Genomic DNA, 12,083 nt, shown 5'->3' on the forward strand with positions numbered 1-12,083 from the left:
CTTTCTCAAGCCTTTCCTCGGGCATTCTTGTCTTCCAGGTGCTGCAGCAAGGCGCTGTGATCCAGCTCCCCGCCACCATTCTCGACGAATTCCGCAAATTCGGCCCTAACCGTCTCGGTCAGAGGGAGTTGCAGAGATAGGCCGCTGGCCGTAGCGAGGATCATATCGAGATCCTTCAGCTGTATGCGGGCGGTTCCGCCCGGCTCGAAGCTGCGTTCGATCATGCGCTGACCGTGCAGTTCCAGGATCTTGCTCTCGGCAAAGCCGCCGCGAATGGCATTGCGAAAGGCCTCGCGCGAACCGCCGCCGGCTTCGACCAGCAGCATCGCCTCCGCAACGGCACCAACCGTAACGGCAACGATCTGTTGATTGCCGAGTTTTGCTAGTTGTCCGGTGCCGCTCGGCCCGACACGTGTCACGCGCCCGAGCGGTGCCATGACATCACGAACGCTGTCGATAACATCGGCGTCGCCGCCGGCCATGATCGCAAGCGTCCCGGCCTCCGCACCGACGACACCGCCTGAAACCGGCGCATCGATATGCCTGATGCCACGCTCGGCGAGCTTGAAGGAATGTTCGCGCGCAGTGGCCGGCGGTATCGAGCTATTGTCGATGACCACGGCGCCGATTTCCAGAGCGTCAGCCACGCCGCTGCCGAACAGAACCTCACCGACGGCGCCGCCATTGGTGAGCATGGTGAACAGCACCGAGGCTCCCCGCGCCGCCTCCGCCGCCGTATCGGCAACGATCGCGCCATCAGCGGCCAGCGGCTCCGCCTTGCTCCGGTCGCGATTCCACGCGGTCACCGCAAAGCCGGCGGCCAGCAACCGCCGCACCATCGGCGCGCCCATCAATCCCGTACCGAGAAACGCGATCTTCCTGCCGCCCATAGCCTATCCTCCGAATGGAACACGCGGACCTTGCGACAGCATGCTATCGCTGTTTCGGTCCTTGCGCCAACGAGCTGCTCCATCAGCCCGACGTACGTCCATCAATTCATCCAAGAGCTTGATAAACCTATGGTGCCGCCATGCAAAGAAAATCGGCACCCCAACGGAAAATTCTTCGAAAGCGCGGCCGCAACGGCTTCAAAACAGAATGGGCGGGACCTTACGGTCCCGCCCTTGGCGCGTCGAGCACTGGAGTACCGCTCGGCGCGGCCCCTATTCGGCGGCGATCGGGAGTACCTCCGCCGAATGTTCGTTGTCGTTGTGGTGGTGCTGTTTCAGCGGACGGTTGCCCGTCAGCCTGCGGATCAACACGTAGAAGACCGGCGTCATGAAGATGCCGAAGAAGGTGACGCCGATCATGCCTGCGAACACCGCGACACCCATGGCCGCACGCATCTCCGCACCGGCACCGGTCGAGGTGACAAGCGGCACGACACCCATGATGAAGGCCATCGAGGTCATCAGGATCGGGCGCAGACGCAGGCGGCTAGCCTCTATCGCGGCCTGAACCGGTGTGCGGCCTTCGAACTCCAGCTCGCGGGCAAATTCCACGATTAGGATCGCATTCTTCGCCGACAAGCCCACTAACACCACCAGGCCGATCTGGGTGAAGATGTTGTTGTCTCCACCCGTGAGCCAGACGCCGGTCAGAGCCGCCAAGACGCCCATCGGCACAATCATGACGATGGCGAGCGGCAAGGTCAGGCTCTCGTATTGGGCGGCCAGCACGAGGAAGACCAGCAGCAGCGCCAACGGGAAGACGACGACGCTGGAATTGCCGGCCAGGATCTGCTGGTAGGTCAAGTCCGTCCATTCGAAGTCTATGCCGGGCGGCAACGTCTCGTGCAGAATTTTCTCGATCGCCGCTTGTGCCTGGCCTGACGAGAAACCGGGCGCTGGGCCGCCATTGATGTCGGCCGCCAGGAAGCCGTTATAACGGTTCGTGCGTTCCGGACCGGTCGTGGCGTTCACCTTCAGCAGGGCTGAAAGTGGGATCATCTGACCCGATGCCGAACGGACCTTCAACTGGCCGATATCTTCCGGCTGAGCGCGGAACTTGGCATCGGCCTGCACGCGGACGCTGTAGGTGCGGCCGAAGGCGTTAAAGTCGTTCACATAGAGCGAACCGAGATAGATCTGCAGCGCCTGGAAGACGTCGGTGACGGAGACCCCGAGCTGTTCGGCCTTGGCGCGGTCGAGATCCGCAAAGAGCTGCGGCACGTTGATCTGGAAGCTCGAGAAGATGCCGGTGAGTTCCGGTGTCTGGTAGGCCTTGCCGATCACTGCCTTGGCTGCCTGGTCGAGCGCCTGGTTGCCGAGGCCGGCGCGATCCTCGATCTGCAGCTTGAAGCCGCCTGTCGTGCCGAGACCGTTGACCGGCGGCGGCGGGAACATGGCGATGAAGGCATCCTGGATGACGCCGAACTTCTGGTTCAGTGCCATGGCGATCGCCCCGCCAGAAAGGTCCGGCGTCTTGCGCTCGTCGAAGTCCTTCAGCGTCACGAAAACGACGCCGGCATTCGAGGAATTGGTGAAGCCGTTGATCGACAGGCCCGGGAAGGCGATCGCATTGGCGACGCCCGGCTGCTTAAGCGCAATGTCCGTCATGCGCTTAATCACGTCTTCCGTACGGTCGAGGCTTGCGGCATCCGGCAACTGTGCGAAGCCGATCAGATACTGCTTGTCCTGCGATGGCACGAAACCGCCTGGAACCGTTGCAAACAGACTATAGGTTGCTCCCACCAACGCGAGATAGATCACCATGACGATGCTCTTGCGCGACAACAGGCCGCCGACGCCCTTACCATAGTATTTCGAACCAGCTCCGAACGCCCGATTGAAGCCGCGGAAGAACCAGCCGAAGACCGCGTCCATGATCCGTGTCAACCGATCCTTCGGCGCATGGTGGCCCTTCAGGAGCAGGGATGCCAGTGCCGGAGACAGGGTGAGCGAGTTGAACGCCGAGATGACGGTCGAGATGGCGATCGTCAGCGCGAACTGGCGGTAGAACTGGCCGGAAAGGCCGGAGATGAAGGCTAGCGGCACGAAGACCGCGACGAGGACCAGCGCGATCGCGATGATCGGACCGGAAACTTCCTTCATGGCCTTGTAGGTAGCGTCTCGCGGACTGAGCCCGTTCTCGATATTACGTTCGACGTTCTCGACCACCACGATCGCGTCGTCCACGACGATACCGATCGCCAGCACCAGGCCGAACAGACTAAGCGCGTTGATCGAAAAGCCGAAGACATACATCACCGCAAAAGTGCCGATGATCGACACCGGGACGGCGATCAGCGGGATGATCGAGGCGCGCCATGTCTGCAAGAACAGGATGACGACGAGGACGACGAGCGCAATGGCTTCCAGCAGCGTGTCGATCACCTTCTCGATCGAGGCACGGACGAATTTCGTCGTGTCGTAGACGATCTCGTACTTAACACCCGCAGGCATGGCCTGCTGCAGCACGTTCATGGTCGAGCGCACGTTATTCGCGATTTCGATCGCGTTCGAACCGGGCGCCTGGAGAACCGCGACAGCGACGGCCGGCTTGCCGTCGAGCAGCGAACGCAGCGTATAGTCTTGCGCACCGAGCTCGACGCGGGCGATGTCGCGAAGGCGGGTAATCTCGCCGTTGGCGCCCGTCTTGACGATGATGTTGCCGAACTCCTCAGGGGTGCGCAGGCGACCCTGGGCATTGACGTTGAGTTGCAGATCCACGCCCGGCCGGCTGGGTGAGGCACCGATGATGCCAGCCGCAGCCTGGACGTTCTGCGAGCTGATCGCATTGCTAATGTCGCTGGCGGCAAGATTATGCTCGGCCGCCTTCTGCGGATCAATCCACACGCGCATGGAGTAGTCGCCGGCGCCAAAGACCTGCACCTGCCCGACGCCTTCGATCCGGGCGAGCCGATCCTTAATGTTCAGGGTCGCATAGTTTCGCAGATAGGTGATGTCGTGGTCGGCCCCGTCCGAGACGAGGTTGACGACCACGATGAAATTGGGCGAGCTCTTGACGGTCGTGATGCCGAGGGCACGGACTTCCGCGGGCAGGCGCGGCTCGGCCTGCGAAACGCGGTTCTGCACGAGCTGCTGCGCCTTGTCCGGGTCAGTGCCGAGCTTGAAGGTGACCGTCACGTTGAGAGCGCCGTCTGATGTCGCCTGGCTGGACATGTAGAGCATGCCCTCGACGCCGTTGATCTGCTCTTCGAGCGGCGTCGCCACCGTTTCGGCGATGACGGTCGGGTTGGCGCCGGGATAGGTGGCGCGCACGACAATCGACGGGGGCACGACCTCTGGATATTCGGAGATCGGCAGCGCTCTGAGGCCGATCAGGCCGGCGACCACGATGAGGACCGAAAGAACACCGGCAAAGACCGGACGGTCGACAAAGAATCTGGAGATGTTCATATCAAAGCCCCCTCTGGGGTGAGAACGGATTCAAAATTGCTGTTCGACGAGTTGAGAGCCGCCGGCAGATCATGAGATTTCGGAATGTCGGCCTTCTGCCCTCGGGCAGAAGGCGAAGTCTTATTGAGCGGTCGCAACCTTCTCTGCCAACTGCGGTGCGACGACGGCACCGGGACGGATGCGCTGCAGCCCGTTGACGACGATCATTTCGCCGGCTTTCAGGCCGTTCTCGATCACTCGCTGGCCGTCAACCAGCGACCCGAGCTGAACCTGCCGGTAATTGACCTTGTTCTCGCCATCCACGACGAAGACAAACTTCTTGTCCTGGTCGGTGCCAACTACGCGGTCGTCAATGACGATCTTGTTCTCGGCCTTCGGCTGACCCATACGGACCCGCACGAACTGACCAGGGATGAGACGACCGCCCGGATTGTCGAAGACTGCGCGAACGCTGACGGTGCCGCTCGCCGCATCGACCTCATTGTCGATCAGCTGCAACTTGCCCTTGATCGGCGTGCCACTATCGCTTGCCGTACCGATCTGAACCGGGATCTGCTCGATCGGCGGAACGGCACCACCGTTTGCCGGCAGTTCGGCCAGCGCCTGGGTCACGGTCTGCTCGTTGGCGCTGAAGCTCGCATAGATCGGATCGACCGATACGAGCGTTGTCAGTGCCGGCGACGAGGAGCCGGCGGCCACGAGGTTGCCGACGGTGACGGCAATCTTGCCGACGCGACCGGCGATCGGAGCACGGACCTGCGTATAGTCTAGGTTCAGCTGTGCGGTCTGCAGGGCTGCTTGCGCTGCCTTCAGATTGGCCTCTGCCTCGGCATAATTGCTGGTGCGCGTATCCATATCGCTCTGCGAGATCGTCTTGTTGTCGAAGAGCTTCTGGCCACGGCCCACCTCGACCTTGGTCAGATCGAGCTTCGCCTTGGCGGCGGATACCTGCGCCTGTGCCTGTGCGACCGTCGCCTCATAGGGTGCAGGGTCGATCGTCACAAGCAGGTCACCCTGCTTGACCAGGGCTCCCTCGCGGAAATGCACGGACTGGATCGCGCCGGCGACGCGCGACCGAACTTCGACGCGGTCGATGGCTTCAAGCCGGCCGGAAAACTCTTGCCAGGAGGTGATGTCGCGCGGCTCCACGGCAGCGACGGTGACCGGAATGGCCGGCATTGCCGCCGGGCCGGATGCCTCGGTTGCTTGAGCGCCGCGCGGCAGCTCCAGATAGAAAGCCGCACCTGAAATGGCCGCAGCAACACCCATGCCGGCGCCCCACAGGGCCCAGCGCTTACCGTTGGACTTCATGTTCGTCTCTCCTTTGATCCCCTCTTGGGATTGGGGACCGAAAATTCTTATCGTCTCGATGCGGTCAGGCGCACGAGCCGCCGTGTGTCGCCACGGAGATCACGTCGGTCTTACCGTCGACATCCCGTCCAAATCCGCGACTTTCCTCGCGACCGAGATGCTGATTGTCGATTAAGCCTGCACGTCTTCGACAAAGCTCTTGAAGCAACAGCACACATCCTGCCGCCATGAAGGCCTGTCTTTCGACTGCCCGCCGTAGAGAGTGGGCCAGCCTGTCCCGGCGGGAAGGACTTGCTGGCGAACACGGACGCCAGCCGCTTTCAGCCGGCTGCCGTATTCCATGCTCTCGTCGCGGAGCGGGTCGTCCTCGGCCGTGAGCACCAATGCCGGCGCGAGGCCCGAAAGCCGCGAACAGTATCGAGGCGCCGCGTAGGGATGACAGACACCGCCCAGGAAACCCAGGTAACGATTCCAGCCCTCCGTCCAGCGCTCGCGCATGCCGCTTTCCTCCGCTTGGAGGAAAGATTTCGATCCCATGAAAGGATCAAGTAAAGGCGATATCAATACCTGCCCGTCCAACGAGCCGGGTATCTGATCGCGCGCCTTTAAAGCGACACCCGCTGCTACATTGCCACCCGATTCCTCACCGGCGACAAAAAGCAGCGACTTTTTCGCTCCACCTAGCGCAAGCATGTTCCGCTTGTTGCTGAGGTAGGCAAAAATCCCGTAGGCGCATTCAAGCACCTTCGGAAAAGCATTATGATTGCAGCTGGTATAATCCGCCGCAACAACGATAGCGCCGGCCTCAGCGAGGCTCAAAGCCACCGGTCGATCGATCGCGTGATCGGTATCCAGAAAAGCGCCGCCGTGCAGATAAAGCACGAGAGGTGCCGCCTTCTTCAAACCTTCACCGTTGTAGATCCGAGCTGCCACCGGCCCCGTAGGCACGTTTTCCAGCACAACATCTTTCCACGGCGCACTCATCGAACCAAATCCTATCTGTTCGGATGAACATGATTAAACCAAGCCGGCCCTCTAGCACGCTTTGCAATCATATTCTCGATAATGCGGTCTTGAGCGCCCCGTGCCGCATTGCAACAATCATGGAAACAACATATCGTTATTCCGTTCTGAGAATAAGTAGCCTATATTCGATCAGACTATTCACAATTACAAACAATCGACCTCTTCATTTTGTGGTCGAGGGACATCATGGAATGGACCAATTATCAGCAATGCGGGCATTCGCGCGCGTGGTGGAGACGGGCAACTTCACCCGTGCAGCCGCCGCCCTTTCCATGCCAAAGGCAACGGTGACGACGCTCATCCAGTCGCTCGAAGCCCATCTTCACGCGAAGCTCCTGAACCGCACGACGCGGCGCGTCATGGTGACCACCGACGGCGCACTCTATTATGAGCGCGCCATTCAGATCCTCTCCGAAATCGAGGAACTGGACGGCAGCATCAGCAATTCGCAAAGCCTGCCGAGCGGTCGCCTGCGCGTCGAAATGGCTGGCGCCTTCGCCGAGCGGATCGTCATGCCGGCCCTCTGCGACTTCCACCAGCGCTATCCCGATATCCATATCGACCTCGGCGTCGGCGACCGGCTGGTCGATTATCTGGCCGAGAATGTCGATTGTGCACTCCGCGCCGGCATGCCGAGCGACCAGTCGCTGATCGCCCGCCGCGTTGGCGAAATGCATGTCGTCACCTGTGCCTCGCCGCTTTACATAGAAAAGCACGGCATCCCGGAACGGCCGGAAGATCTGGAAACCCGGCATCATGCGGTCAGCTACTTTCGCGCACAAACCGGCCGTACGGTTCCTTTCCTGTTCGAACGCGGCAACGAATCCCTGGAGATCAGCCCGCGCTACATTCTCTCGGTGAATGACGGTCGCAGCTACATCCAGGCGGCTTTGACCGGTCTCGGTATTGCGCAGGTTCCAAGCTTCATGGCGCGAGATGCGCTTGCCAAGGGTGACCTCGTGCCCATCCTCGCTGGCTGGACCCGACCCGTCATACCCATGCACATCGTCTATCCGCCCAACCGACATCTCAGCAACAAGGTGCGCGTTTTCGTTGACTGGCTGGCCAAATTGCTGGTGACCGCGCGGGTCGGAGAAGCCTGAACCAAAAAATCTGCCTTCTCCCCCTGCGCGGGGGAGAAGGATCGGCATCCTCCGGCATTCTTCAATTCCAGGAGGCGCCTGCAGGCTGGCGGACCGTCGAGTTCAGCCGGTTCCAGACATTGTCGATCGCAATGGCAACGATGAGAGCCGAGAGCGCCTTTTCATCGTAGTGCCTGATAGCTTCGTTCCAGATCTCGTCGGTGACGGCGTCGGGCCGGTCTGCAAGCCGCGTGACGGCCTCGCCGAGCGCGAGGGCCGCACGCTCAGCATCCGAGAAGTATGGCATTTCACGCCAGGCGGAGACGCCGACGATACGCTCCATCGTCTCGCCTGCCTTCTGTAGCTTGCGAAAGCCCATATCGGTGCAGACGCTGCAGCCGTTGATCTGGCTGACGCGCAGATGCACAAGGTCCATGGTGTTTTCAGACAGGCCACGATCCTTGATCGAATTGCTGACGGCCAGAAGCGCCTGCAGCGTTTCGGGCAGGACGAGGACGGGGTTCTTCATACGAGCTTGCATATTTGTTTCCTCTGTTGTGCGAGCGCTGTTGCCGCTCTCGTTCAGACGATGCACTTTCCTGCCGATCCGTTGTCACACCGGCCGGATGTCGTTCGTCATAGGTCTGACGGAACACGATGAGGGAATGTGACCGATGGACGAAAAAAAGTGGCAGGCGGAGAAATTCGAGGCGAACCGGCCGCATCTGCGCGCCGTTGCCTATCGCATGCTCGGCTCGCGCACGGAGGCGGAGGACGCCGTGCAGGAAACATGGCTGCGCCTGGTCAGAAGCGACACGTCACATGTCGAAAATCTCAGCGGTTGGCTGACGACGGTCACGGCACGCATCTGCCTCGATTTGCTGCGCACCCGCAAATCCCGTCGCGAAGAACCGCTGACCATCCATGTTCCAGAGCCAATGGTGGTGCATGAGGCCGGAAACGGCACCGATCCGGAACAGGATGCCCTGCTGGCCGATTCCGTCGGTCTCGCCCTCCTGGTGGTGCTGGAAAAACTCAATCCCGCCGAACGGCTCGCCTTTGTTCTACACGATATGTTCGACGTCTCTTTCGACGACATCGCCCCGATTCTGGGACGCACCACGGTCGCAACCCGCCAGCTTGCGAGCCGTGCCCGCCGGCGCGTGCAGGATACGCCATCGACGACGGAGGCCGATCTCACCCGGCAGCGCCACGTGGTCGACGCCTTTCTGACAGCCTCCCGTGTCGGCGACCTGCAGGCGCTACTGGCCGTACTCGATCCCGAAGCGCTCTTCTGTCCCGACGCAGTTGCAGCTCAAATGGGGTCTGTCGGCGAACTTCAGGGGCGCTCTGCCATTGCCGCGACCTTCAATGGCCGCGCGCAGGCAGCGCGAGCAGCCGTTATCGATGGCGCTGTAGGCGCCGTCGTGATCATTGGTGGACAATTGCGCATCGCGCTCCGCTTCACCCTCAATGAGGACAATCTGGTCACGGCTGTCGATGCGATGGCTGATCCGGAACGACTGCGCGCGCTCGACATCGTGCTAATCGAGCCATGAGCACGTTATCGCATCTGCGTCGGGCTCGTTCCCGTCAGCCGACGAAACATGGCGATAAAGGCGGAAGCATTGCTGTAGCCCAGCCGCGACGCGATCCGCTGCACCGGCTCGCCGGCTTCGATCAGCGACAACGCCGCGACCAGCTTCAAACGTTGGCGCCATTCGTTGAAGGAAAGGCCGAGATCGTCCTGGCATCGGCGCGACAGAGTGCGCTCGGTGGTGCCCACCCTGCGCGCCCATTCGCTGAGCGAGTGCCGGTCGCCGGGATCGGCCTGCAGGGCTGCGAGCACCGGGCCGAGCAGAGCATCGTCGGACAGCGGAAGATAGCTTTCGCAGCGCGGCGCGAGGCGAATCTGGTCTACCAGCACCTGCGCAAGCCTCAGATCCTCAGCCGTTTCGGGCATGGTGACGTCGCGCGCCGCAAAATCCGCCAGGATCGCCTTCAGCAATGGACTGATGCTGAGCGTGGACGTCTGGGCCGGGAGATTTGCGCAAAGAGCGCGCTCAACGTAGACGGTCGCATAGCGCAGATCGTGCTGCATCCCGACGCCGTGCATCGTCTCGGGTGGCAACCAGATGGCATAGTGCGGCGGCGACAGATAGCGCACGCCCTCGATATCGAACTCCGCAACGCCGGTTATGGCGTAGTTGAGCTCTCCCCAGGGCTGGCTCTTCTTGGGAATGATGGTGCCGCCCTTGTAGTTCTCGGTTCGAAAAGAAACCGGATTTGGTGGATCGCCCTGAATGCGCGGGAGCCGATTTCTCATGTCCTCATCTCGCTACCGTTGTCCGATCTTCGCTATATACCATAATTCAGACAGGCAGTAGAAGATCATCACGCCGGCATAGCGTGTCCGCCCTCTTCATACCCATTGAAGTTAGAACGACATCGAGAGACCAATCCCATGAGCAATCAGCCGAACTCCTCCGCATCCATCGTGAGCGCCGCCGGCCTGGCGCCGCTGCTGACCGTGTTGATCTGGTCCGGCAATACTGTGGTCACCAAGGCGTCGGCGGGCGTCATTTCACCCGGCTCCATCTCGTTCTATCGCTGGCTGCTTGCCTTCGTCGTGCTCCTGCCTTTCGTCGGCCGCGCGGCCTGGCGCAATAGAGCCGCGTTGCGCGACCATTGGCTGAAACTCGCCACGCTCGGCGCCCTCGGTATGGTGATCTACCAGAGCCTCGCCTACGAGGCGGCGAAAACGACCTCGGCAGTCAATATGGGCGTGATGGTCGCCCTTATGCCGCTGCTGTCGACCGTGCTTGCTGGCCTCTTGGCGGGTGAAAGGCTTACGGTGGCAAGCCTCGCGGGTGGCGGCATTTCTTTGATCGGGCTCGTCTATCTGACATCCCGCGGCGATCCGATGATCCTGATCAACGGCGGCTTTCACGTCGGCGACGGCCTGATGATCATCGCCGTTCTCTCAAATGCGCTCTATGGTGTCATGCTGAGGCGTTGGGCAATGCCGCTTTCGATGTGGCAACAGCTCTTCTGGCAGATCGCCTTCTCGACTGTGCTGCTGATCCCTGTCTTCCTGATGGGCGATATCTCGCCGGTGACGGCGGCAAACCTGCCGCTCATTCTCTATGCCGCGATACCGACCTCTCTTATCGCTCCATTGTGCTGGATGATCGGCATTCACAAACTCGGAGCCGGCCGTGCCTCGCTGTTGATCAATCTCCTGCCGATCGTCGTTGCGGCCTTGGCCTGGGCACTCCTTGGTGAGGAACTGCATTCCTATCATGGCATCGGCGGCGCCTTGGCCCTCATCGGCGTTGGCCTAGGGCTACGGAAGGCTCCGGCGAAGGCGGATGCGGCCGATGAAACAAGCTGGGAAACGGAGGAAGCCTGATCGCAGTTGCGATGCCCCTTTCCTTTCGCACGCCCTTCGTTCTACCATGAACGAGTCCCCAGAAGCGGAGAGGAAGCAAGCGTGCGCATAGCCCTGGAACCGGTGTCCTCCAGAACGACGATCCAGGAGAGCGTCTATCAACAGCTGAGAAATGCGCTCATGGCCGGCAATTTCGACCCCGGGCAAACTCTGACAATCGCCTCGCTTGCTGAAACCTTCGGAACCAGCAACATGCCGGTTCGCGAGGCCCTGCGTCGGCTTGCGGCAGAAAATGCCCTCGAAGTCGCCGCCAATGGTTCGGCCCGTATCCCGATCGTGACGCTCGCGCGGCTAGACGATCTTTGCCGTGCTCGTATCGCAGTGGAGGGCCTTGCCGCCGAACTTGGCTTGCCGAATCTCACCCCGACGGACATCGCAACGCTCGAACGCATCGCCGGCGAACAACATGTCATCGGTCTCGGCGCCAATGTCTACGACCTGATGGCCAAGAACCAGCAGTTCCACTTCACCATCTACAGCGCCTCCGGCTCCGAGGTCTTACTGCAACTGATCGAGACCCTGTGGCTGCGCTTCGGCCCTTATATGCGCATGCTCTCCGCTTCGGTCGAACCCCTGATGCGCAGCGGCCAGCTAGACCCTGCCGGCGAGCACGTTGCGATCGTCAAGGCGCTGAAGGCCGGTGATTTCGCCGCTGCCCGGGATGGCGTCGTCGCCGATATCAGACGTACCCATGAAATCCTGCAGGATTACTGCCCGGCCACTCAGGACGAACAGCGCAAGGGCTCCGGCTCAGCCCGCCGCTAAGCTTCCGAAATGAGTTTAAGGAATTTGGTTGAACCTTAAAGTATTTTGTGATCAAATGATCAAACTAGAGGTTCCAGTCCCAACATT

At 61.0% G+C, this 12,083-nt stretch carries 10 protein-coding genes; 4 read left to right on the plus strand and 6 right to left on the minus strand.

The window, feature by feature from the left end:
* Positions 1–5: 5 nt before the first annotated feature.
* The 4 genes from QD461_RS01390 to QD461_RS01405 all read right to left on the minus strand — a co-directional run bounded on the left by QD461_RS01390 (position 6) and on the right by QD461_RS01405 (position 6,656).
* Positions 6–890 (minus strand): NAD(P)-dependent oxidoreductase, encoded by an 885-nt coding sequence (locus QD461_RS01390; protein ID WP_414086144.1) that lies wholly within the window; start codon positions 888–890, stop codon positions 6–8.
* A gap of 273 nt (positions 891–1,163) precedes the next feature.
* Complete coding sequence (locus QD461_RS01395) at positions 1,164–4,361, minus strand: efflux RND transporter permease subunit (RefSeq protein ID WP_414086145.1); 3,198 nt, start codon at positions 4,359–4,361, stop codon at positions 1,164–1,166.
* A gap of 120 nt (positions 4,362–4,481) precedes the next feature.
* On the minus strand, positions 4,482–5,672 hold the full coding sequence (locus tag QD461_RS01400) for an efflux RND transporter periplasmic adaptor subunit (RefSeq protein ID WP_414086146.1): 1,191 nt from the start codon (positions 5,670–5,672) through the stop codon (positions 4,482–4,484).
* A gap of 171 nt (positions 5,673–5,843) precedes the next feature.
* The gene (locus QD461_RS01405) at positions 5,844–6,656 is read right to left on the minus strand and encodes an alpha/beta hydrolase fold domain-containing protein (protein WP_184702878.1); all 813 of its coding nucleotides are present in this window, start codon (positions 6,654–6,656) and stop codon (positions 5,844–5,846) included.
* A 233-nt stretch (positions 6,657–6,889) separates the two neighbouring features.
* Here QD461_RS01405 and QD461_RS01410 point away from each other — a divergent pair, with 233 nt between their 5' ends.
* Positions 6,890–7,801: a LysR substrate-binding domain-containing protein gene (locus QD461_RS01410; protein WP_414086147.1), complete on the plus strand. Its 912-nt coding sequence runs from the start codon at positions 6,890–6,892 to the stop codon at positions 7,799–7,801.
* A 61-nt stretch (positions 7,802–7,862) separates the two neighbouring features.
* Here QD461_RS01410 and QD461_RS01415 read toward each other — a convergent pair whose 3' ends face one another.
* Positions 7,863–8,321: a carboxymuconolactone decarboxylase family protein gene (locus QD461_RS01415; protein WP_184702874.1), complete on the minus strand. Its 459-nt coding sequence runs from the start codon at positions 8,319–8,321 to the stop codon at positions 7,863–7,865.
* 133 nt (positions 8,322–8,454) lie between these two features.
* Here QD461_RS01415 and QD461_RS01420 point away from each other — a divergent pair, with 133 nt between their 5' ends.
* Positions 8,455–9,339 carry a sigma-70 family RNA polymerase sigma factor gene (locus QD461_RS01420; protein ID WP_414086148.1) on the plus strand — a complete coding sequence of 295 codons (885 nt, stop codon included), beginning with the start codon at positions 8,455–8,457 and terminating at the stop codon, positions 9,337–9,339.
* Between the two features lie 5 nt (positions 9,340–9,344).
* On the opposite strand, the gene QD461_RS01425 is transcribed toward QD461_RS01420, so the two are convergent.
* Entirely contained in the window at positions 9,345–10,106 is a 762-nt protein-coding gene (locus QD461_RS01425) for an AraC family transcriptional regulator (RefSeq protein ID WP_414086149.1), read from the minus strand.
* Positions 10,107–10,244: 138 nt separating this feature from the next.
* Between QD461_RS01425 and QD461_RS01430 the strand changes: the two genes are divergently transcribed.
* Together QD461_RS01430 and QD461_RS01435 are read left to right on the plus strand one after the other, a co-directional pair.
* A complete protein-coding gene (locus QD461_RS01430) occupies positions 10,245–11,192 on the plus strand; it encodes a DMT family transporter (protein ID WP_414086150.1) in 948 nt (315 codons plus the stop codon).
* An 81-nt stretch (positions 11,193–11,273) separates the two neighbouring features.
* Positions 11,274–11,996 (plus strand): GntR family transcriptional regulator, encoded by a 723-nt coding sequence (locus QD461_RS01435; protein ID WP_414086151.1) that lies wholly within the window; start codon positions 11,274–11,276, stop codon positions 11,994–11,996.
* Positions 11,997–12,083: the final 87 nt, after the last annotated feature.

The sequence above is a fragment of the Rhizobium sp. BR 314 genome (assembly GCF_047445805.1).
In the GTDB taxonomy this organism is placed as follows: Bacteria; Pseudomonadota; Alphaproteobacteria; order Rhizobiales; family Rhizobiaceae; genus Rhizobium; species Rhizobium lusitanum_B.